The sequence below is a fragment of the Tateyamaria sp. genome, from assembly GCF_039940735.1.
Classification (GTDB): Bacteria; Pseudomonadota; Alphaproteobacteria; order Rhodobacterales; family Rhodobacteraceae; genus Tateyamaria.
This window is the reverse complement of record NZ_JBDVGB010000009.1, coordinates 1-21,217: the sequence shown is the minus strand read 5'-3', so window position 1 is coordinate 21,217 and position 21,217 is coordinate 1. Positions and strand designations below refer to the sequence as shown.

Genomic DNA, 21,217 nt, shown 5'->3' with positions numbered 1-21,217 from the left:
CTTTGCCGCCACCCCTGCACTTTCTGTTTTTGCCTTCAGTAAAACACGCAACAAGTCCGCAAGTGCTGGATTCACCTGTAGTTTTTCGCGCGAACGGTCAGGTTTGGGCTGGACGCCAGCAGGCATCTCGACCCCGCGTTTTACGGCGGCCAGAATGCCGTCAGCAATGTCACCCTTGCGGGCCTCGCGCAGTAAAAGGCGCGACCGCCCCAAATCTTCGTAGGTCTTGGGCTTGTTGCTGGCCAGTTCGACTAGCGCGTCGTCTTTGAACACACGGTTGCGCGGGACATTTCGCCCTTGCGCATGGCTCTCGCGAAACGCCGCCAATTCTTGGACGATTGCCAGAAACTTGGGCGAGGACGTGCGCGTTTTCACGCGTTTCCATGCCAATTCTGGGGCAATAATATAGGTCGCCGGGGTCAAAAGAACCTTTAATTCCTCTTCGACCCACGCGGCGCGGCCGCTTTCGGCCAATTTGGCGGCCAAAAATTCATAAATCTGGCGCAAGTGTGTGACATCAGCCAGCGCGTAATTCTTTTGCGCGTCCGTCAACGGGCGACGCGACCAATCGGTAAAGCGCGACGTTTTGTCGACGCCCTCGCGCGCGATTTTACGCACAAGCGTCTCGTATCCGACCTGTTCACCAAAGCCGCACACCATTGCCGCAACCTGTGTGTCAAACAACGGTTCCGGGAACACCTGCGCATCCACGTAGAAAATCTCTAGATCTTGACGGGCCGCATGAAACACTTTGACGACAGATGTGTCGCGAAACAGGTCGTAAAGCGGTTCTAACGACAGGTCATTTGCAAGCGGGTCGACCAAAACAGCGTTGCTGTCATCAGTGCCGGGCATCGCAAGTTGGATCAGGCAAAGCTTGGAATAATAAGTACGTTCGCGCAGAAATTCGGTGTCCACAGTGACGTAATCATGCTGCGCCGCCTCTTTGCAGTACGTTTCGAGGTCGGCGGTCGTAGTAATAGTTTTCATACGTAACTTCTTATTTTTGCAGCATTGATTACCGTCAGAGTTACGTGGGTTTACAACAATTGTGCCACTATGACTAGAGCATGAGCGGCGCTGTTTCTCCGGCCGCGAAACGGCGCAACACAGCCGGGTAAAGGCGGTGTTCTTGCTCAAGCACGCGGTCCGCCAACATGCTTGCTGTGTCGCCCTCCTGAACAGATATGTGTGCTTGGCCCAAAATAGGCCCGTCATCCAGTGCGGCTGTAACCAAATGCACTGTGCATCCGTGATCCGCATCCCCTGCGGCAAGCGCGCGGGCATGGGTGTGCAGCCCTTTGTATTTAGGCAAAAGCGAAGGGTGAATATTTAACATGCGCCCTTGCCAAGGCGTGACAAACCCAGCCGTCAACACCCGCATAAACCCAGCAAGGCAAATGATATCAAGTTCGTAAGGCGCTAAAGCCGTCGTGATCGCGGCCTCAAAACTGACACGATCTTCGCCGAAAGGACGGTGGTCGATCACTTCGGTCGCGATGCCTTGTGCACGCGCCCACGCGATGCCGCCAGCGGTTTCGTTGTTGGACACCACGACCGCGGCTCGCGCGGCGTGATCGCCCACCATGTCCTCGACTAAGGCGCGCATGTTAGACCCGCCACCCGATACAAAGATGCCGACCCGTTTGCTCACAAAAGCGCGCCTTTGTAGGTGACGCCCTGCCCTTCGGTGACATGGCCCAATGGGATCACGGTTTGACCTTCTCCCTCTAGCGCGGCAGTGACATCCGCCATCGCATCGGCTGCAACCACAACGGCCATGCCAACCCCGGTGTTGAAAGTTTTGAGCATCTCGCCTGCATCCATATTGCCGACGTCCGCCAACCATTTGAAGACAGGCGGCAAATCCCATGCGTCCAGATCGACGGTGCAGCCCAATCCATCAGGGAACACGCGTGGCAGGTTTTCGGTCAAGCCGCCGCCTGTGATGTGGGCAAAACCGTGCACGCCACCCGCATTGATCGCAGCGAGGGCCGCTTTGACGTAAAGTCGCGTGGGCGTCAGCAACGCTTCGCCCAAGGTGCCTTGACCCCATGGGCACGCATCACCCCAGCCAAGGCCTGACGCCTCAACGATGCGACGCACAAGAGAATAACCGTTGGAATGCACGCCATCAGAGGTCAAACCAAGCAACACATCGCCAGCCGCAACACCGGTGGGCAAGGCTGTTCCGCGCTCCATCGCGCCCACTGAAAATCCTGCAAGGTCGAAATCACCCGCCGGATACATGCCCGGCATCTCGGCCGTTTCGCCACCGATCAGTGCGCACCCAGAGGCCGCACAACCTTTGGCAATGCCTTCGATGATGCGCGCCGCTTGATCAAGCTCAAGCTTGCCGGTCGCGAAGTAGTCGAGGAAAAACAAAGGTTCTGCGCCTTGGCAGACCAGATCATTGACGCACATCGCGACCAGATCGACACCAACGCCATCCACGTTGCCTGTATCGATGGCAATGCGCAGCTTTGTTCCGACACCGTCAGTGGCCGCCACCAAAACCGGATCAACAAATCCCGCAGCTTTAAGGTCAAACAACCCGCCAAACCCGCCAAGGCCAGACGCAACACCTGCCCGCTTGGTGGCTGCCGCCGCTGGTTTGATCCGCTCAACCAATGCGTTGCCTGCGTCAATATCAACGCCTGCCTCTGCATAGGTCATTCCGTTTGTGTTTGTGTTGGTCATGGCTGCCTCCGTGATCCGAATGGCGTGTCCCTACCAAGGTGCCTGCGCGACGTCTATGCCTCGCGCTACAGTGTTCCTATTTTTCCAGCTGCTTGAACGCAAGGCGCGCGCCAAAGCCAAGCGAAAAGCGCGTGATTGGGATCAAAATGGCTGCCATGACCACCAAGATGATGAGAAACGTAAAAAGGCCAATCTGCGCAAAGGCCGCGAGAAAACTTGCCCCACTGACGACAAACAGCGCAATAAAGATAAGTAACCCCACCGCCAGATTGATCCCAAAGAACGCGCAAGACATGCGCCACATACGTCCTTTTTCAAGCAAAGTGCGGGTTGCGCGCACATAAGTTCCGCCCGCATCCATGGCCGGAACAAACAAAGACACAATGCCAGCGCCGCTGCCAACATCAATGCCAAGCACCTGGTCAACCACAAGCGAGATCACAATCACTGCGACCATCATGATCACGGTTACAACTGTGAAGCGCCTATAGATTTGTCCGTTTGTCATCAGCTTTTCTTTCTGAGCAGTGCAATTTGTTCTTTGGCAATAGCTTTGCTGAGCCGTCCAAGCAACCCGCGGAACCAGCCGCTGAAAACCAAGCGCTTCAACGGTGCCCCCCTTTTGCGAACGCATTTTGTTGCCGATCCGCGTTTGTAACGCCACGATCACCGTGGTCCTTGCGAATTGTAAACATTGAACAAGAAAACATTACCCAAAGCGCAGGACGATGTCTGCCTTGACACGGCGGACATCGGTGGTATCTCGAAGCCTTGGCGGGCCTGTAGCTCAATTGGTTAGAGCAGAGCGCTCATAACGCTTTGGTTGCGGGTTCAAGTCCTGCCGGGCCTACCAAACATCATTTATTATCCTTTTATTATAGGGTGTTAGGTGATTTTTTGACGAACCTTTCAGGGTGGTTCGTCAAGTTTTGTTCCGCTTTCGTGCCTGTAAGTCGCGAAAATGCTGAATCGGCCATGTCCCGCCGCCCAAACGTCTCACAGTACTTTTGAGCCATCGCCAGCGTGACGTGCCCGCTGACCGCCATGATTTCGTAGGGTGTGCCACCCGCTTCGGCGATACGGCGGCAGATTGCTTTTCGGAGGCCATGTGAGGAACACAGCGGCAAGCCCGCTTTGTCACACCACTTGCGCATGGATGTTCCAAGGCCCTTGCGAGAGCGCGCCTTGTTATGGCTAGTCTCAAGGTAGGTGAAAGTGACGGGCCTTGCTGCCAAAGCTGCTGCCAAGGCCGGATGGATCGGCAAGCTGATCAGCACCCCGCTTGGGTTCTTGCTGGTCTTTTGACGGCGATATTCTATCCGCCCATCTTTGACGTTCGCTGGCCCAAGCTTCACCGCATCAACCTTTGCGGCCCCTGTGTAGAGCATCAGCGTCATGCAAATATGCGCAGGTGATCCGAGTGGATGAACCTCATAGAAACGAGCAATCTCGCCTTCGTCCCATGAGTGATACCCTTCGGACGTGGTCGCATACTTACTGACACCGAGGACCGGATTGGCGGCAACCCAATCCATCGTGACGGCAAGGTCCATCATTTGAGACAGCCGTTTGAGCATCTTGTTGGCCTGCATCGGCGTTTCGTGCATTTCCGCCTTGATGGTCATGACGTGCCGAATTTTCATATGCGCGATACGCTTCTTGCCGTGTTTGAGCCTTAAAGGCTCGATGACACTGCGATAATCGGCCCGCGTGCTTTCGCTGATGGTCGGAAAGTGCAGCTTGTAGAAATGCGTGACCAGGTCATCCAAAGTTCCAGCTTTTGTGCGGGAAGCCCCCGCCCCTTCACTAGACTTCGACTTCTGGCGGTTCACGGCATCCTGATACCTTTGTTCAAACTCGTCTGACCCGTAGTCAGACCCCAGTTCGGCAGTGAACCCGCGAGACCTATACCGCCAACGGCGTTTCCCGTGTCGATCCTTGTAGGAGCTTGCGCCCGGGTATTTTTCTCGTTTTTTCAATCTGCGTCCCAATCATTTATCTCTGGTGGTGAGTTCTCACTCGCAGAATGTATCACCACCGTCCCATCCGGGCCAATTTCGGTACGCCCGACGGGAATCCCCGCGTCACGGTATGCGGCCAAATAGCGCTTCAGTTCTGTCTGGGTCAAAACAGCTTTTCTGGCGGGCATGGCAGATGTCTCCGTTTGGGCTGGCTTCTTTTTTCTCTCTAGATCAGTTTTCACTTCCGCTCTGACGGTGAAACAAACAACGTCTCTAAGCCTTTTAGATCTTTCAAGGATTGCCCTTCTCATCAGCGAGGCAAGTCTCGACCATGTTTTGGGATAGAAACTCCTGGACGGCTTGTTCGGGGACAAAAAACTGCCTCCCAATACGAACGTGGCGCAGCTTCTTTGACGAAAGGAGCCGCCGCACACGGCGTACGGAAAGGCCAAGACATTCCGCAACATCTTTGGTTTCCAACATGGCTTCACTCATGACTTCCCTTTCTTTGCGGCGATGTTATACATTTTGAGACAACTTTGACCTTAAAGATACCTTAATGTCCAAATTTGGACATTAAGGTCAACATGTGGACTTGTATATCACCAATGTCTAGCGAAAACACGAGTATCGGCATGCGCCTGAAAGAAATCAGAGCGAAAACCGGACTAAACCAGCAAGATTTTGCTGAAACGATTGGCGCGTCGTACCGGTCCTATCGGGGTTACGAGAGCGGTGAACGTGAAGTGCCAACATCGATATTAATCAAACTGCACAATTTGATGAACGAAGAACCTTTGTGGATTCTCACGGGAAAGCAAACCCCGCTTGGGGACACTGAGTTAGACATCGTTGAAAACGCGCTGCTCGCAGGTCTTGGCACGGTTCCAACTACGTTAATCGAAAAAAGCCCCGAAAAAGCTGCGGCTTTCTTGAAATTGCTTGTGAAACTGAGCCTCAAGCAGGGCGAAGGCTTAACCCAAGTTGATGCTCAGGAAATTGCACAGCAAAGCCTGAAGGAGTGATCATGCCGACACGTTTTTTCAAGAAACAGTACGCAGATGGGGCTACAGTATTGGAGGTGGCTCAAACCATGCACAAGCAGGCCAAGGGTGCGTTTCTTTCGAGCGTTGTATTGATTACATGCGCGACCATTGCCGTCGTTTGGACTGCAGGCAGCCTAGAGAAACAACTTTTGAGCCTTGGAGCTCTCGTATTTGCGGTGATTGCAGCCAATCAGCTGAGAAGGATCAAACTCGATTGCCAAGAGCTGATCTGCCGCCTTCCATCTCAAACAAAGTAGCGAGCACGGACACAATTGGTTTGGGCTAGCCGAATGCACATAAAAAAATTAGGCTATTTCAGCAGTAATGGTCAAAGTGCCAACGGCTGAAAAACCTAACATTCTAGTCGTTTATACGGGATGCAGCGAATGGCAATGTTCCAAGACCAGCCGTTCACGCGAGCTGCGACTAATGTCCCGAGTGAGCCCAGAGTGACGGATGCTGTTGCGCGCAGCAATGCATGCTTTGGGAACAGTTGCGATTAAAGGCTCGAAATTTGGCCCAAGTCTGCCGCTTGTCACTACCTCAAACCGAAAAATAGCAGCCATTCTGAATGGATATTTGATGCTAATGCCTATCCACCGCTATTTTGAACGCTCAGTTCGCAAGCAAAATGTAATTCTTTAACGTCTCGTGATGTACAGTAAGCAACAAGGCAAGAATAGAAAGGCGCATTTGCTCACCAGTGCGGTGTGTTCTTCTTTTTCCCAGTCAGCGACGTTACGAATGCAGATCGCCGTGCTTTGGGACTGTAAGAATTGCGCAGAAACGGCCATCTAAGCGTTCGAAACTCAATGAGCCCCTATGGGCAATCGCCACTTGGTTTGCGATGGCAAGACCAAGCCCTGTGCCCTCATTTGTTCTCGCAGCGTTTCCTCGCGCGAAGGGTTTGGTCAAAATATTGACCGCCTCTGGTGCAATGCCTGAACCCGCGTCGCTCACCTTGATCGTCAAATCCCCTTTGCCGTGCCGAGCTGTTACTTCGATTGGGGTTGCGCCATGACTGTCTGCGTTGGTCACCAGATTGCTGACCGCGCGAATGACGGCGCTCTGTTTTAAAACAACACGGACGTCGGCAGGGCAGTCAATCTTGATGGCCGTGTCGACAGAGCTGATTGCGATTGCCTCTTGCAGAAGCGACTTAAGATCGACCGTTTGCATGTGCTCTTCCGAAAACCCACGCGCATATTCAAGGAATTGAGCCAACATTAATTCAATCCGCGAGACCTGTCGCTCCGCTGATATCAGCAAGTCCTGATCCGCTCCGTGAAGCATAGCCAGTGACAAGCGTAACTTGGTCAATGGGGTGCGCAGATCGTGGCTGACACCCGCGAGCATGACTGCCCTGTCCATTTCCGCAAATTGCATCGTTTTCGACATCTGATTCAACGCACGCGCGATAGCGGCAATTTCCCGTGGACCGTCCTCATCGAATTCAGGCAGGCTTGTACCGCTCTCTGCGACATCAATTCCATCCTCTAGCGCTTTCAGGGGGCGCGCTAAACGACGCTGCAAGAACACACCGCCGATGAAACTGCTCAGAAGCGCGACAGTAAACACACCGGCAAACGCTTTGATCGGATCGCGCGCGGGTGCGGTGCGGAATGAAACCCAGATCGGCGGCTCACTTTCCGTCAGCTGAACCCAAAGCCAGCCGTCGTCGCCAATACGCCAGTCTTTTGGGTCACCGCGATTGTTCTGCGCCTTTAGCTCTCTAAGAAAAAATCTCCCGGGAAGCGTTTGCGGCTGCGCGGTTCCACTTGGCGCGTTCCGGGACACCTTCACGCTGAAGTCGGGATGACTGTCGAAAAGTTGCAGTGTTTTTACACGGTTCGGGCCGTCCGCCCCATCCGCCAAAACCGCAAGAACTTCGGTTAAGTCAACCGTCACACGCGCGGCTCGCTGAGCCTCGGGCCTAAACACAAAGAAAGCTACGAGGCTAAGCGACAATACCAGCGCAAACAGCGTCGTGGCCAAAAGGACTGCGATATTTTGGCCAAGCAGCGTTCTAATCATGACGCGCTGCAAAGACATAGCCGATGCCTCTCACCGTTTTGATCAGATCAGGAGCGTCGCTGCGATCCTCGATGGCGCGTCTGAGCCGGGTAATCTGAACATCAATGGCGCGGTCGCTGACCTCTGCATCGCGCCCAAAGGCACGGTCGATTAATTGCGCGCGCGTCAAAGGATGCCCTGCGCTTTGCGCAAGGGCCGCGAGTAATGCGAATTCGCGACCGGAAAGCTTGATCTCCTCACCGGACTTACGCACAGACATTTCAGCCATATTAATCTCTAACGGACCAACGCGAAACTCCGGTTCAGTCATTCGCTGCCCCGCGCTGCGAGTACGCCTGAGCACGGCGTTCAGCCGCGCAACCAATTCACGCGGCTCAAAAGGTTTTCCAAGATAGTCATCGGCACCTGTTTCAAGCCCGACGATCCGGTCAATCGGATCGCCTCGCGCGGTCAACATAACAATCGGGGTCAAGGTTCCCTGCGCGCGCAGCCGCCGACACACCGCCAAGCCGTCCTCGCCAGGCATCATCAGATCAAGCACAATTGCATCCGGCGGATTGCGCGTCAGCTCACGCTCTAATGCAGCTCCACCGTCGACGGCGCGCGTCTCGAACCCGTGCTCCGTCAGAAAGCGTTTCAGCAGAGCCCTAAGTTCAGGGTCGTCATCCACGACAATAATGCGATGAGGTTTGGTGTTCATAAGGCGCAATATCACACAGTTTCGCCAGCAAGAGCAGCCGAAATGTTTCATTGAAAGTCAATTCAGCCATTCTGTAACATCTCGAAACAATTAACGCGCTTAATGCAATACGCCTGAAACACACAGTCGCTAGGAATGCCTGATCTTATCAACAAAAGGCGTTCAAAAATGCTACCATGTACTTTCTCAAAGACGTTCACCACATCGCTGGCCGTGATTATTGGTTTCGTCGTTGCGCCTGCCGCAACCGCGCAATCGGTCTCCAAACAAGCGATTGCGAATTTCCAAATGGCGGACGCAAATTCTGACGGCGCATTGTCTCAAGCCGAATTCACAGCCTTTATTGACCTTAACGCTGCCTCCAAGATCGGACAGTCAAGTCATGTTCAAAAACTAGGGCTCTACCGAAAAGCATTCGCGCGTCTGGATGCCAATTCGGACGGGGCTGTGAGCGCAGCAGAATTGCGAAGCGCAACTTCGGGTTAACCCCGACAAAAAGAACGCCACGGCGCACCACGACACGCCAAAGGGAAACCCAATGCTCCGTTCAACCCTCAGCAAACTGCTGATCCTGCCACCTATTGTTTTGGCCCTCGTGGTTGTAAGCTGGATGAACAATCAGCCACGAGCGAGAGAACAAGACCGCGAAGAAGTCGGTTTTCCTGTCAGCTTTGTGAATGTCACGCCAAGGGTTGTTTCAGCTGAAGCCCGCGGTTTCGGGCGCGTTGAAACGACACGCTCTTGGTCTGGGGTGGCCGAGGTTGAAGGTCGATTGGTGGTCTATGACGACAACTTGCAAGTGGGCACTATGGTCAGCGCAGGCGACCTATTGTTCGAGATCGACCCACGCGATTATCAAATCAACGTCGCACAACGCGAAGCTGATGTGTTACGCGCGCAAGCAGACATTCAATCGCTTCAAGTCAACGCGAGCAATACGCAAACCTCGCTTGATGTTGAGCGCAAAATCCTTGAAATTCACCGCGCCGATCGTGATCGCATAGAAAAACTCATCAAAGGCGGGTCCGTCGCGGCGACAGAATTGGACAGCGCCTATCGCACCTTCCTGTCCCAGCAATCCGCAGTCACTTCGCTTGAGGCATCCTTGGCTTTGGTTGCGCCTGATCTTCGCTCTGCCGAGGCCGGCTTGGCCAAGGCGCAAGCAGATCTGGAAAGCGCAGAGCGGGATCTGGCACGCACGCGTGTGGTCGCCCCGCTAGATGGGCGCGTCAGTGAGCGCGGTGCGAGCGCGTTGGAGTATGTGCGGCCTGGGGATACGTTGATAACGCTCGAAACCGTCAACACGGTAGAGATTAAAGCGGCCTTTCAACCCAGTGATTTCGCGCAGCTCGTTGGGGCAATGAATGCAAATCAGACATCCGAACAAGAAAATCAAAGTGATGGACCTTTGAGCCGTGCAGGAGCCACATTGCAAGCTCATGTCATGGCGCAATTCGGTGGTGGAACCGCTCGTATATGGCCTGCGATTATCACGCGGGTTACAGGGCAAATAGATGAGAGCACCGGTGCAATCGGAGTCGTTGTTCAAGTTGAGAACACAGCGAAATCTCCACAAGACCCAGCGGGCCCACCCCTCATATCTGGTGGCTTTGTTGAGGTCATCATAACAAGCCCACCCATCGATGATGTGCTTTTGGTGCCGGAACGCGCGTTGCGATATGAAGCGGGCACGACCTATCTTTATGTCGCTGATTCAGACAACCGCCTCGCACGGCGCGATGTTATCATTGGCACCGTTTATGGAGACCAGGTAGAAATCCGTGAAGGCTTGGCGACTGGCGCGCGCGTTGTGCTCTCCGACCCAAGTCCAGCGACGTCAGGTCTGTTACTTGAGCTTGTTGAACAAAGTGTCGAGCATGGAAGCAACCAGCCATGATCGGTTTTTTCGCACGCCACCCAGTCGCCGCAAATCTGTTCCTGATCGCGGGATTATTTTTGGGGCTAAGCACCATTGGCGGCATGGAACGCGAGACATTTCCTGAATTTTCTGCCTCGCGAGTTTCGGTGACGGTGGCTTATCCCGGAGCTACTGCACAAGACGTGGATCAAGAAATCTGCCAATTACTTGATGATGGTTTGCGTGCTGTGAACGGTTTGGACGACATGACATGTCAGTCCGTTCCGGCCCGCGCAAGTGCCACTTTAACGATGGCAGAAGGCGGCGATATCACGCAGTTCTTCAACGATATTTTTTCCGAAGTCGCGGCAATTCAGGATTTGCCGGATGGCGCTGAAGAACCAAGCGTTTCAATCGCAGGCCGCACCGAACAGATCGCTCTTTTGGCGGTCTCTGGCCTCGCATCAGACGAAGCATTGGTGCGCTACGCGAGTGCGCTTGCAGCTGACTTGGCGTCCCTCCAAGGGGTGGCATCCGCAACAGTGCGCGGTGTCTCAACCTTGGAATACAGGGTGCATTTGGATGACGTTGCCCTGCAACGCTATGGTTTGTCGTCAAAAGACGTCGCCGACGCGATATCAAAGCGCTCGACGTCAAGCCCGCTAGGGACCGTCGAGACAGCGGTAGAAAACTATAGCCTGCGTATCGATGGCACCAAGCGAAGTGTTGCAGACCTCAAAAAACTGACAATCTTGGAAGGCAGTGCTGGCGACACTGTGCGCCTTTCTGATGTGGCGGATGTGACACTGGTGCTTGCAGAAACCGCGCTGCGCTCGGAAATAGAAGGACGGCATGCGGCGATTATCACGCTCAGCAAGACGTCCAATGACGATGCAATCGACGCCTTTGCAGCAGTAGACGCATACCTTGCAAACCTTGAAACCCAAATTGGCGGAGATCTTGAACTTACAATCATTAATAATTCGACAGAGGTAATTTCAGACCGCATCTCGCTTGTTTTGAAAAATGCGCTGCAATCCTTGGCACTGGTTTTCATCATCATGTGCCTGTTTTTTTCGTTGCGGGATGCTTTGTGGATCTCAATGGCGCTGCCGTTTTCCTTTTTGTTGGGGCTTTTCATTATGGGCGCGCTTGGAGTGACCATAAATGTCATCTCGGTTCTGGCGCTGTTGATGTCCATTGGCATCATCATGGACGACAGTATCGTGATCGCCGAAAACATCGACAAATGGCGTGACACCCTTGCGCCGAAAGAAGCGGCAGTCGAAGGCACAAGCGAAGTCATAGTTGGCGTGGTGTCTTCGTTTCTGACCACGGCTGCCGTCTTTGGCCCGTTGATGTTTCTGTCTGGAGAGATCGGCGTAATTTTAAAAGTAATCCCGATTGTCTTGCTGGTCACGCTATTGGCCTCGCTTGTAGAGGCCTTCCTGATCTTGCCCAATCACTTGTCTCATGCCGCGCCGCGTACAAGGGACACCCGCAAGCGAGTGATCCCGCGCCTCTTAGACGCTTTGTGTGATCGCGGCATCGTTCCGCTCGTTACATTCATGACGCGGTGGCGCTATGCGACCTTGGGCGCGACGATCGGTGCGTTCATCCTGTGCATCGGATTGGTGACTTCAGGACAAGTGCGTTTGATCGGCTTTCCTCAAACCGATGCCGATACCCTTGAAATACGTATCGCTCTCACGCCCGGCTTGCAGTTTGATCAAACGCAAAGTGCGGTGGCCAAAGTGCTAGCTGGGGTCGAGCAGATGGATGCGCGCTACACGCCCGGCACCGATGGCGCGGTGCCTTTGGTAGAGCGTGTCTTGGTCGAATATGGCCGCAACAGCGACGTCAGCAACAATGGCCCACACACTGCAACGGTCACAGTGGATGTGCTGACAAGCGAAGCGCGCAATGTTTCATCCGCCAAACTTCTAAGCACTGTAAAAGTGGCCGCTGGGCCAATCCCCGACCTTTCCCAGATCAACTATACTACGACCAGCGTGACGCCCGGCGGAAGTGACATCGATATCTCTGTCACGTCACAGGATATAGATGATTTGGCGGCGGCGTCCTCAGAATTATTGACCGCTTTGGCCGCGCGCAGCGACGTACGATCCGTCTATTCTGACTTTACGTTAGGCCAAAGCGAGTTGCAATTGACGCTTACTGCCTATGGCCGCTCACTCGGCCTCACAACGTCTGGCCTGTCAGAGCAACTGCGTACCTCTTTCACAGGCACGATTACGGATACCTTTCGAGTGGGACAAACCAGTTTTGACGTTGTCGTAAACCAGCCAGATGTCGCCGAAAGCTTGCTCGCACTGCGCGCCTTGCCTGTCACCTTGCCAAGCGGAGAACAAGCCGCACTTTCGCGCGTTGCACAGATTTCTGAGGCATCGACATTTTCACAGATTACACGCGAAAGCGGTTTGGCACGCGCACGCATCGTTGGCGAGATCGACCGGACGGTGCAAACCGCCAATGGCATCAGCGAGATCGCGCTGGAGCAACTCGCACCGCGCATCGCGGCGATATATCCGAGTGTCCGTTTTTCAATCGGCGGCGCAACAGAGAGTCAGGCAGAAACACAGGGCTCGATCTTTAGCGCCTTGGCCATCGGGCTTGTGGTTGTTTATCTCGTACTTGCGTTTCAGTTCCGAAGCTATGTCCTCCCGATCTTCATTATGACGTCGATCCCCTTTGCCCTTATCGGGGTCATCTTGGGCCATTTGGCCATTGGCATTGATCTGTCGATGCCCTCTGTGATCGGTTTTGCATCGCTGGCCGGCATAGTCGTGAACAACGCGATCCTGTTTGTCACCTTTTTTGAGCAAAACGCAAAAAATACGGATCATGTGACAGCGGCTGTTGAAGCCATGCGTCGCCGCTTCAGACCGGTTTTGCTTGCCTCGACCACAACATTCATCGGCCTTTTGCCCGTTGTCTTTGAGACGTCTCCCTCTCTGGTGACGATTGTCCCTGTTGTTGTCTCCGTCGCCTTTGGTGTTCTGGCTTCACTGATCCTGGTGGTGCTGGTTTTCCCCGCCGTTTTGGCCGCCTATTTCGACTTCGCCAACGTCGAGCGTTGGATCGAGGGCGGTCAGGCTACTCCTGAAAAAGGAAACTTCCCTTCATGAAGCCCCAATTCATCATGAGCACGATGCTGGCTCTTTCTCTATCTGCCTGCACAGTTGTTGGGCCTGACTTTACGCCACTTAGCATGGACATGCCTGCCGCATTTACAGCGGGGGGTGGCTCATCGCTCCAGTCTCCTGAATTGCAGATGTGGTGGCGCGAGTTGAAGGATCCGCAGTTGAATGATCTGGTAGCTCAAGGGCTCGCGAACAATCTGACAATTCAATCCAGCCTCGCCCGCATTCGCAAATCCGAAGCTCAACTGCGCGCAACTGGAATCAATGCACAAACCACAGGCAATCTCACCAGCTCGGTCAGCCGCGCTGGCGCTGATCATCTGCCTACAACTACCAACGACACGAGCATCCTGAGCGGTACATTCGTGATTGATTTATTTGGCGGCATAAAACGTGGCCAGGAACAGGCCGCGGCGAATCTGGAAGCCTCAGGTTTCAATTTGGGTGACGCGCGCGCAGCCGTGACGCAATCCATCGTAATGCACTATGTTTCTGCACGCTTCGCTCAAGAGGCCGCCGCCTTGACGCGCAAAACTGTTGCCAGTCGCGAGCAAACCCTCTCATTGGTGCGCGACAAAAGACGGGCAGGCACGGCATCAGAATTCGAAATTGTGCAAGCGGAAGCGGACCTGTTTACGGCTAAAGCCGATTTGCAAGGGTATCTCTCCAATTTTGAGAATGCTGTATTTGCGATGACCACCGTGCTGGATGCCGACCCCGCTCCGATCCTGCTCAAAATGCAGCGCGGTGCCCCGCAGCCTAACCCTAGAGGAGCTAGTTCGCTTGGAAAACCAGCAGATCTGCTGCGCAATATCCCGAGCGTGCGCGTTGCGGAAAGCACTTATGCAGCTGCAGTCGCGGGGTTGGGTGTACAAGAAGCCAAGCTTTTGCCATCCCTGACGCTTTCGGGCAGTCTGACGGTGAGCGATCCGCACTCCTGGAGCTTTGGGCCTGCGTTTTCGCTCCCCGTGTTCAATCGGCCCGTGCTAAAAGCAAACCGGGACGCACAAATCGCAGCGGTCGAAGAAGCCGCGCTTAACTGGCGTGCCGCAGTGCGCTCGGCGGTGGGGGAAGTAGAAACCCAATCAAACAGCTTGATCCGCTCAAACAGACAAATCACTTTGTTACGGAGCGCAGTTGGCTCTAGCGAAACCGCGCTAACGCTCAACAAAGCCAACTTTGAGGCGGGACGTTCCTCTCTGATTGAGTTGCTTGACGCTGAACGAACGACCTCCGCCCGTCGTTTGGCGTTGGCTGCGGAAGTGCAAAGCGCAACGATAGAGTGGGCCAACCTGCAAGTGGCTTTGGGACGAGGATGGAAAATCGCGCAATGATCCGTCGCGCAGAATGTAAGCGGTGGTTTGGGCATTTTAACGAATGGCTGCTTACGCAAGATTTCTTTTGAGGATACGTAAACTTAGTGAAGGTCCGGAACTGCCCATGGCGCATTTCGCTGCAAGGGCACTTTTGAAAAGGCGGTCATTGATCAGAAAACCACCAAAGTCAGCAAAGTCCGTGTTGTGTCAGTTCAGGATGAGCGCAGCGAATATCCGGTTTTTCTCGTTCGCAAAAGGCTTCAGCTTTCGAGGCCGATTGCGAGACTATATCTCGCACAAATGGGCAGAATGAAAATTACGCGTGTAACTGATTGCCTTAGGTCAACGAAAAAGACACGCCTTCGCGCTGCTTCAACCGTGACACCATCGCCAGAAGATTATCAGCGCGCGGGTTGCCTTTGGCGCTGAGCATCCGCATCAAGCTCTTGGGGTCCTTGTCCATGTCTTGCGCCAACGCTTCAAACCCCACCGTGGCGTTTACGTAGTCACGCAGCAACACTTTGCCGGTCTCGAGATCGTCGCTAAGCATCGCCTCGATGGCTTCGCGAAACAGCCCTGCCCGAAACTCAGGATCGCGCTCAGCGCGTGCTTTGATCGTGTCTTTGAAGTCTTTCGTCAGTGGCATGTCAGTCGCCTTTCTCTTTGCGGGCCTTGTAGTCGTCCCAATATGCTTTGGCCTGCTCAATGTCTTTGGACTGGCGCTTCTTGGTCCCGCCGCAAAGCAGGATCACAAGTGTATCGCCGTCTTGTCCAAAATAGACGCGGTAGCCGGGGCCAAAGGTGATGCGCCGCTCTGACACGCCTTGGCCTACTGGCTTCACATCACCCAGATTGCCCGTTTCGATCCGTGCAAGCGCCGTTCGCACCTTCAATGCTGCCGCCGTATCCAGACCATTGAACCAATCGTCGAACGGTGTTTTCCCCGCCTCGGTGACATAGACAACAAGCTTATTCATTGCGGCCATTGGTGACACATACGTTACCAATTGTCAATTGGTTTTGCCCCCTCAATGCGTCATCCCCCGGTCCATCTCGACCTCCCGCTCTTCTAGCTCTGTCTCAGCCTCTCTTCGGCGTCCTTCGCTAAGTTCAAGCTCGCGCTCAACTGTTCGTCCAGCGTCGCGTAGCTCGCTTCCTCGTTCAACAATCCACGCAATGCTTTCATTGATACGGCTTGCGAACGTACCAGCAGCGTCACGCATTGTGCGATACCATCCATCTGGCTCTGCATCCTGGTCGTCGAGCGTTCCTCTAACCCGCTCAATTCCTGCGCTGAGACCTCGCAGGCCGTCACCAACCGCTCGACGCAGGCGAGCAAGTCGCGTTCCAAGGCTGTCAGAGGTGTCGTCATCTAATTCTCCTCGATCTTGATGCAGGTCACGGATCTGCCGCCAAGCGTGCAGGTCCTCAGGCGCGTCTTGGTCGGGTCCAGCACCAGCCATGTCGCGTCCTCCCTGTCGATCCGCGTCAGACCCAGTTCCGTCAGTTCCGAGCGCGTCAGTTGGACCGTCCAAAGCCAGCTCGCGACCATCATCAAGCCGATCCCCGTCACGATGATCCCCGTAATGATCCAAGGCGAGAACCTTATCCAATTCTTGATCAGCTCGATCCGTTCCTCGAACAAGTTCCTGTTGTGAAACAGAAAGTGCGCCGTATCGTTCTTCATTGTAGTCTGCGCGTCGTTCAACATGGTCTGCGAGGTCTGCACGAAGGCGCTCATGTGAGAGGCCATCAAGTCTTGTTGCTCGGTTTGCATCTGCGCCAGTTTCATACTCAGCCGCGATTTCTGCGTGTCGGGTTGGGGACCAGTTTTCATGGGTGAGGACGCCTTCAAGTTTAAACGGTTTCGAAAATTCAGGATCGCGAACGCTGATTGATTTTGCCGCTTGGCGTGTTACCTCGAATCCAGTGTCTTCAAAGAAAGCCACCATGGACGCGCGGTCAGTGATCAGGCCCGCGTCAATCTGGTCATAAAGTGCGCCGATGATGACCTGCCTCGCCTCGGCGCGGTCGGCACTTTCGCGCACCAGTTTGAAATCGCGGGCAAGGTCAGGCTCCATCGGATCGGCCCAACCGTGCGTCTTGTTCAACACATCACGCAATGTGCCGAACGCCGCCTCATGCCCCGGCGGCGCGATATTTAACGCCCGCCCCGTCGCCAGCTCCAAGCGCGGCGTGCAGAAATGAAGCTCCACATTGCCCTCGTGGACATGGCGCACCCAAAGGCAGTCGTATTGATCCGCTTCAAGCCCAGCAAAGGCCAGAGCCTCAAATAGCTCAATGGCCTCTTGCTGGGCGTCCTCGCTGGGCTGATCGTTGTCCGCGAAACTGACCACGCCAGCGGTGTAGCTCCACTTGTTCGTGCTGGCGTCGATCAAATCCCGCGTCCGGTCGGGATTGCCGTGCAGCACTTCGGGCAGCGGGTCGCGGATTTTGGTAAGCGGCTGGCCGAAGTCGTCGCGGATCAAATTCCGGTTTTCATCGTACGCCAAAACCTCGCGGGCCGTCAGGTAATCCACGGGGGCTGCACCGCCGCCTGTGCCGGATGAAAAGAACGAGATGATCACTGCTGGCCCTCACTGTGCTGGCCGATGATCTGCGCAAGTTGGCGTTCAATCGCGACAAGCTGCACGCTGACCTTGAGGGCATCAATGTTGCTTGCGCGACCAGATTTGACGGCCCCGTTGATCCAGCGCGCCAGTTGGTTGAGGTTGCCGCCGACACGGGCAACGGCCAACGTCAGCGACGGATCAACACGCGGCACTGGCTTGCGCCGCCGCGCTTGGACCAGTCCCAACGCCTCACGCATCAACGTGGCGTTGGGCAGTCCAGCGGCGTCCGCTTTGGCGACGAGCGCGGCCTTCTCTGCAACGGTGCATCGAAAGATCACAGTCTCGGAAAGGCCTTCTTTGACGCACTCCTCGCGCGTCTGGTTGGGGTTTGAAGGGGAGGCTCGCCGCCCCTCACAAGTCCCGCCGATGTAATCGGTGGGTAACCTTGCTGTTTGCTCTGTCGTCGGATCGGTAGCGGTCATGTTCTAAGGCCTGCCGCATGGATTTGGGCCTGCGACACCAGCTTTGAGGCGAGCAACGCGGTCACTTGGGTCGGCGTGATGTGTTTGCACATCGGGTGGTGGTCGCTGATCCAACAGGCCAGCCGCGTATGGTGATCGGCTTGCAAACTGGCCGCCTTTTCTCGGTCCTTCGCCTGCCTTTCGACATAGGACTGCCAGCGCCGTGACTGAAACCAGTTGTCAGAAAAGCAGACCTTGGAGCGGGTGAAACCTGCACTATCGTTGGCGTAGGCTTGGACGGCCTGCCGCAAGTCCTCGGGTTCGATCCCCTCCTTCATGGCCGCTTCGATTTGGGCAAGGCAAGCCGCTTTACCGCGCAATCGGTCTGGCGGATATGCCCCTAGAATCTTCTCAGTCTCTTCATCCACCTCCGCCTCGCGCTTGCGCGAAGGGGGTTCTTTCTTAGGTTCAATGGTAAGGTTCCTGTCCCGATTTGAGACTACCCCCGTCTCACCCTTGAGACTTTTCCCCCGCATTTTTGAGACGTTTCCCCCCGTCTCAATTTGAGACTCAACCCTGTTGAGACCCCCGCCACTACCCTTCGGGCGGGCGCTTGGGCCAAGGGTGATGTCGAGATGCAACTCATATTGGTTGGACCCGCGCCCGCCCTCGCCATCGCCCCGGGCATGGCGCGTGACAAGCCCATATTCCTCCAAGGTCGTCATATGCCGGAACAACGTGGCCCGGCCCATCTCGCACTCGTCAGCCAACCGCTGTGCGCTCGGGTTGCATTGGCCCGTTTCTTTGTTGTGAAAGTCCGCAAGTTGAATCAGCACAATCTTGGCAGCAGGTTTCAGGCTTTTGACATTCGCCGCCCAGATTAAAGCAATGCCGCTCATGGTTTTAAACCGCCGAACGATTGCGAAAAAAGGTTCGTCACGTGCCAAATTATCGCAATGAAATCAAAGGCCGCATTTTTGCGGTTCGTCAGCCTAGCTTGCTGATCTTGTAGGTTTGTGTTCTGCCTGCCGGGCCTACCAAAATTCAATACTTCTAATAAGCTAACCCCGAAATGGGGCGCTTTAGGGAGCATTGATTTTCAAAAAAGGTGCCCCACGCAATACCACCAACTTGAACTATGTGCGGCTCTCTGGCGTTGTTTCGATTCGAGGCCAAATCCGGAACTTTCCCATCAAATTTGGAGTACGATTGCAACCTAACGGATCATAAGGCGCCGAAATTCGTTGTTCACGAAGCGACTGAGGAATTGACGACGAACAAGACATCGATGAACCTCGCAGAGAGGGTCACATATTCTAAGACTCCAAAATCCCAAAGGTTACTAAGGAAATTGAAGGGCAAAGACCTAGAAATCAAAGCAATTTTTGAGATAGCCCAACATCAAACGAACATCCGGGTCCAGCCTTCTGCTTTCATGATAACTCGCCCATACAGGTAAGTATGTTTCCTGATTATCTGAGGGCCATAAGGTTAGGTCGGTCTGGTTACGCGCCAGTATGGTTGGAAGATTAATAACAAGCGGCATCTCATGAACAACGTTAATAGCACACGATAGGCTGACATTTCGTAGGCGAGGTTGACCGAATTGTTGTAATAGATCTTGGCCCATGAATGTAGGTTTCCGTTCCAAATCAACGACTTCGACCCAGCCAGTAGGATCACCCACAAGCCGTGTGCTAACATATGAATTGTATCCGATTTCACCCAACCTAAACCTGACAAGTCTGCCTTCGTTAGGTTCAGTGTAACTTACTCGAACATCGACTTCGCCAAATGCAACGGACTTCGTTTCGTGAAAAATGTCCAACGCTAGGCCAGGATTCTCAACCAAAAGGCTCGTAACTTTAGGTGCCAACGTGCTCATGCAAATATCCAGTGGCATGGATGCGCGAATAACTCTTTCTTCGAAAGGGTCAGCCGACTCTAAATCAACTTCACTCGGAAAACCGTCAGTTACTGTTTCCGCAAGTTTAACAAAAACAAGGGCGGCAGGCGTCGGCTCCCAGCGTGTCCCACGGCGAATGAACAAAGTCTGATCTAATTCTTCGGCGCATTTTTCGAGGCGGCGAGAAATTGTTGCCGTGCTCATCCCAAGTGAGTTCGCTGCTGCGCTCATTGTGCCATACCGGCTAACCGCAAGAATCAACTTTAAGTCGTCCCAATTGTGCAATTTTAACCCTTTCCGAGATTGGACTGACATGCGTTCAGTCTGCGTAATCTAAGTCTCTTGACCTGTGGCCAGCTCCCCCCTCTTTTTGGGTAGGATCCGCTTCTCTGTTTCTGGCTTCATGGCGCCTGTTTATGGAACGTCATTTTGGCAACGAACTCATATCTCAGCGGTTGGAAGACCCGACTCTCGTTCCTTGATCATCCCAATAATCGGCTCTTAGCTGAACTGTGACTTCTTCATTATCCGTCCCCAATTTGTTGAACGGATCTTACTCAAAAGTGGAGGAGCTTTAAGGTCTCAGGTTGCGGTGTATGATCAGTAGTTGCATCTTCCAATTCCCTAGCAATTGTACCACCCCACCGCAGGTCTTAACACAAGGTTGTCCGTTTAGTTAGCGAGGCCAACCATATTTTTTATGAACCGCATCGGCAAAATCGACCCATCGATTGCAGACAATTTCATCCTTGGTCGGCCGCTCTGCGCGACACATCTAACATACTAGTATATATAGCAAAAAATACTTGTATTCGTAGTGATTTCGCTCAGATCTGCATGCTTGTATGCACCAGGTCAAACCATCTTAACCTCTGATTTTTCAAAAATGAAAACCCCACTTTGCACAGACAGCACCTTACGAATGGTGACGATGACACTAGGTTGGTTTTAGGAAGTGTACGACTTGCAAGCTTGAGAGGCGTCTTTCGGGCTAAGTACCTTCCCTGTATGGTTATAGGTTCGGAAATTATGCAATATTGGGACGACTTACGCTACTTGTTGGCACTGGATCAGCACCGCAGCCTTAATAACGCAGCGAGGTTCCTCAAAACAGACCCAACAACTGTATCCAGACGCATAAAGAGGCTGTCAGATTACTACCAGAAGACGCTTATTTTCCGACAACCAAATGGAGAATGGGCGTTGACTGAAGATGGAGAAAAATTTGCCGTGATCGCCCAGCGTTGCAGTGTTGCGATCGAAACGATTGAAGACCAAATTCAGGCTACAACGTCAAATATCACAATCTCTACAACAGATTTTGTGGCGGACTATATCCTAGCCCCGCACGTCAGGAACATCCTTTCGGAGCAGAATGATTTGGTTGTGGACATCGATAGTAACCACCAAAATGTCCGCCTCGCTTACGGAGATGCCGATTTAGCTATCCGCCTCAGGCGACCTTCTTCGGGAAGTCTGATAACATCCAAACTTGCAG

General features: G+C 53.9%; 21 protein-coding genes and 1 tRNA gene. 8 read left to right on the top strand and 14 right to left on the bottom strand.

Annotated features, from left to right (window positions below; genetic code table 11):
* The 4 genes from rnd to ABJF76_RS01715 all read right to left on the bottom strand — a co-directional run.
* The coding region (gene rnd, locus ABJF76_RS01730) for a ribonuclease D (protein ID WP_413822491.1) at positions 1-990 on the bottom strand (990 nt) is incomplete at its 3' end.
* Between the two features lie 73 nt (positions 991-1,063).
* Positions 1,064-1,654 carry a phosphoribosylglycinamide formyltransferase gene (gene purN / locus ABJF76_RS01725; protein WP_348412950.1) on the bottom strand — a complete coding sequence of 197 codons (591 nt, stop codon included), beginning with the start codon at positions 1,652-1,654 and terminating at the stop codon, positions 1,064-1,066.
* Entirely contained in the window at positions 1,651-2,700 is a 1,050-nt protein-coding gene (gene purM, locus ABJF76_RS01720) for a phosphoribosylformylglycinamidine cyclo-ligase (RefSeq protein ID WP_348412948.1), read from the bottom strand. The genes purN and purM overlap by 4 nt, the downstream gene beginning before the upstream one ends.
* A gap of 76 nt (positions 2,701-2,776) precedes the next feature.
* A complete protein-coding gene (locus tag ABJF76_RS01715) occupies positions 2,777-3,208 on the bottom strand; it encodes an ABZJ_00895 family protein (protein ID WP_413819327.1) in 432 nt (143 codons plus the stop codon).
* 268 nt (positions 3,209-3,476) lie between these two features.
* Between ABJF76_RS01715 and ABJF76_RS01710 the strand changes: the two genes are divergently transcribed.
* Positions 3,477-3,553: transfer RNA gene (locus tag ABJF76_RS01710), tRNA-Ile, on the top strand.
* A gap of 22 nt (positions 3,554-3,575) precedes the next feature.
* On the opposite strand, the gene ABJF76_RS01705 is transcribed toward ABJF76_RS01710, so the two are convergent.
* Together ABJF76_RS01705 and ABJF76_RS01700 are read right to left on the bottom strand one after the other, a co-directional pair.
* Positions 3,576-4,469, bottom strand: a complete 894-nt coding sequence (locus ABJF76_RS01705; protein WP_413819328.1) for a tyrosine-type recombinase/integrase — start codon at positions 4,467-4,469, stop codon at positions 3,576-3,578.
* A 483-nt stretch (positions 4,470-4,952) separates the two neighbouring features.
* Complete coding sequence (locus ABJF76_RS01700; protein ID WP_348497185.1) at positions 4,953-5,156, bottom strand: helix-turn-helix domain-containing protein; 204 nt, start codon at positions 5,154-5,156, stop codon at positions 4,953-4,955.
* 140 nt (positions 5,157-5,296) lie between these two features.
* Between ABJF76_RS01700 and ABJF76_RS01695 the strand changes: the two genes are divergently transcribed.
* Together ABJF76_RS01695 and ABJF76_RS01690 are read left to right on the top strand one after the other, a co-directional pair.
* The gene (locus tag ABJF76_RS01695; RefSeq protein ID WP_413819329.1) at positions 5,297-5,686 is read left to right on the top strand and encodes a helix-turn-helix domain-containing protein; all 390 of its coding nucleotides are present in this window, start codon (positions 5,297-5,299) and stop codon (positions 5,684-5,686) included.
* Positions 5,687-5,688: 2 nt separating this feature from the next.
* Entirely contained in the window at positions 5,689-5,964 is a 276-nt protein-coding gene (locus ABJF76_RS01690) for a hypothetical protein (protein ID WP_413819330.1), read from the top strand.
* A gap of 481 nt (positions 5,965-6,445) precedes the next feature.
* Here ABJF76_RS01690 and ABJF76_RS01685 read toward each other — a convergent pair whose 3' ends face one another.
* On the bottom strand, positions 6,446-7,741 hold the full coding sequence (locus ABJF76_RS01685) for an ATP-binding protein (protein ID WP_413819331.1): 1,296 nt from the start codon (positions 7,739-7,741) through the stop codon (positions 6,446-6,448).
* Complete coding sequence (locus tag ABJF76_RS01680; protein WP_413819332.1) at positions 7,734-8,456, bottom strand: response regulator; 723 nt, start codon at positions 8,454-8,456, stop codon at positions 7,734-7,736. Before ABJF76_RS01680 ends, ABJF76_RS01685 begins: the two co-directional genes overlap by 8 nt.
* A gap of 153 nt (positions 8,457-8,609) precedes the next feature.
* Between ABJF76_RS01680 and ABJF76_RS01675 the strand changes: the two genes are divergently transcribed.
* From ABJF76_RS01675 to ABJF76_RS01660, 4 genes are read left to right on the top strand one after another with little or no spacing between them, the layout of a single operon-like run.
* On the top strand, positions 8,610-8,927 hold the full coding sequence (locus ABJF76_RS01675) for a hypothetical protein (RefSeq protein WP_413819333.1): 318 nt from the start codon (positions 8,610-8,612) through the stop codon (positions 8,925-8,927).
* 52 nt (positions 8,928-8,979) lie between these two features.
* Positions 8,980-10,338 (top strand): efflux RND transporter periplasmic adaptor subunit, encoded by a 1,359-nt coding sequence (locus ABJF76_RS01670; RefSeq protein ID WP_413819334.1) that lies wholly within the window; start codon positions 8,980-8,982, stop codon positions 10,336-10,338.
* Positions 10,335-13,448, top strand: coding sequence for an efflux RND transporter permease subunit (locus tag ABJF76_RS01665; protein ID WP_413819335.1), 3,114 nt, complete (start codon positions 10,335-10,337; stop codon positions 13,446-13,448). The genes ABJF76_RS01670 and ABJF76_RS01665 overlap by 4 nt, the downstream gene beginning before the upstream one ends.
* Positions 13,445-14,797, top strand: coding sequence for an efflux transporter outer membrane subunit (locus ABJF76_RS01660; RefSeq protein WP_413819336.1), 1,353 nt, complete (start codon positions 13,445-13,447; stop codon positions 14,795-14,797). The genes ABJF76_RS01665 and ABJF76_RS01660 overlap by 4 nt, the downstream gene beginning before the upstream one ends.
* 319 nt (positions 14,798-15,116) lie before the next feature.
* Here the strand turns inward: ABJF76_RS01660 and ABJF76_RS01655 are convergent, their stop codons facing one another.
* From ABJF76_RS01655 to ABJF76_RS01630, 6 genes are all read right to left on the bottom strand, one after another.
* On the bottom strand, positions 15,117-15,425 hold the full coding sequence (locus ABJF76_RS01655; RefSeq protein ID WP_413819337.1) for a DNA-binding protein: 309 nt from the start codon (positions 15,423-15,425) through the stop codon (positions 15,117-15,119).
* Between the two features lies 1 nt (position 15,426).
* The gene (locus ABJF76_RS01650) at positions 15,427-15,756 is read right to left on the bottom strand and encodes a type II toxin-antitoxin system RelE/ParE family toxin (protein ID WP_089280538.1); all 330 of its coding nucleotides are present in this window, start codon (positions 15,754-15,756) and stop codon (positions 15,427-15,429) included.
* A gap of 51 nt (positions 15,757-15,807) precedes the next feature.
* Complete coding sequence (locus tag ABJF76_RS01645) at positions 15,808-17,367, bottom strand: mobilization relaxase (RefSeq protein ID WP_413819338.1); 1,560 nt, start codon at positions 17,365-17,367, stop codon at positions 15,808-15,810.
* The gene (locus ABJF76_RS01640) at positions 17,364-17,834 is read right to left on the bottom strand and encodes a plasmid mobilization protein (RefSeq protein WP_413819339.1); all 471 of its coding nucleotides are present in this window, start codon (positions 17,832-17,834) and stop codon (positions 17,364-17,366) included. Before ABJF76_RS01640 ends, ABJF76_RS01645 begins: the two co-directional genes overlap by 4 nt.
* Positions 17,831-18,712, bottom strand: coding sequence for a helix-turn-helix domain-containing protein (locus ABJF76_RS01635; RefSeq protein WP_413819340.1), 882 nt, complete (start codon positions 18,710-18,712; stop codon positions 17,831-17,833). Before ABJF76_RS01635 ends, ABJF76_RS01640 begins: the two co-directional genes overlap by 4 nt.
* A gap of 467 nt (positions 18,713-19,179) precedes the next feature.
* Positions 19,180-20,034: a LysR family transcriptional regulator gene (locus ABJF76_RS01630; RefSeq protein WP_413819341.1), complete on the bottom strand. Its 855-nt coding sequence runs from the start codon at positions 20,032-20,034 to the stop codon at positions 19,180-19,182.
* Positions 20,035-20,748: 714 nt separating this feature from the next.
* On the opposite strand from ABJF76_RS01630, the gene ABJF76_RS01625 reads away from it, so the two are divergent.
* Positions 20,749-21,217: LysR family transcriptional regulator (locus tag ABJF76_RS01625; protein WP_413822490.1), on the top strand; the 469-nt coding region annotated here is incomplete at its 3' end.

Bases quoted from the DNA above. Each gene is read 5' to 3' on its own strand.
- ABJF76_RS01700 (WP_348497185.1), bottom strand. From the start codon at position 5,156: ATGAGTGAAGCCATGTTGGAAACCAAAGATGTTGCGGAATGTCTTGGC.
- purM (WP_348412948.1), bottom strand. From the start codon at position 2,700: ATGACCAACACAAACACAAACGGAATGACCTATGCAGAGGCAGGCGTT.
- ABJF76_RS01685 (WP_413819331.1), bottom strand. From the start codon at position 7,741: ATGATTAGAACGCTGCTTGGCCAAAATATCGCAGTCCTTTTGGCCACG.
- ABJF76_RS01715 (WP_413819327.1), bottom strand. From the start codon at position 3,208: ATGACAAACGGACAAATCTATAGGCGCTTCACAGTTGTAACCGTGATC.
- ABJF76_RS01670 (WP_413819334.1), top strand. From the start codon at position 8,980: ATGCTCCGTTCAACCCTCAGCAAACTGCTGATCCTGCCACCTATTGTT.
- ABJF76_RS01675 (WP_413819333.1), top strand. From the start codon at position 8,610: ATGCTACCATGTACTTTCTCAAAGACGTTCACCACATCGCTGGCCGTG.
- ABJF76_RS01695 (WP_413819329.1), top strand. From the start codon at position 5,297: ATGCGCCTGAAAGAAATCAGAGCGAAAACCGGACTAAACCAGCAAGAT.
- ABJF76_RS01690 (WP_413819330.1), top strand. From the start codon at position 5,689: ATGCCGACACGTTTTTTCAAGAAACAGTACGCAGATGGGGCTACAGTA.
- ABJF76_RS01630 (WP_413819341.1), bottom strand. From the start codon at position 20,034: ATGTCAGTCCAATCTCGGAAAGGGTTAAAATTGCACAATTGGGACGAC.
- ABJF76_RS01665 (WP_413819335.1), top strand. From the start codon at position 10,335: ATGATCGGTTTTTTCGCACGCCACCCAGTCGCCGCAAATCTGTTCCTG.
- ABJF76_RS01655 (WP_413819337.1), bottom strand. From the start codon at position 15,425: ATGCCACTGACGAAAGACTTCAAAGACACGATCAAAGCACGCGCTGAG.
- ABJF76_RS01635 (WP_413819340.1), bottom strand. From the start codon at position 18,712: ATGAGCGGCATTGCTTTAATCTGGGCGGCGAATGTCAAAAGCCTGAAA.
- ABJF76_RS01640 (WP_413819339.1), bottom strand. From the start codon at position 17,834: ATGACCGCTACCGATCCGACGACAGAGCAAACAGCAAGGTTACCCACC.
- ABJF76_RS01650 (WP_089280538.1), bottom strand. From the start codon at position 15,756: ATGAATAAGCTTGTTGTCTATGTCACCGAGGCGGGGAAAACACCGTTC.
- ABJF76_RS01660 (WP_413819336.1), top strand. From the start codon at position 13,445: ATGAAGCCCCAATTCATCATGAGCACGATGCTGGCTCTTTCTCTATCT.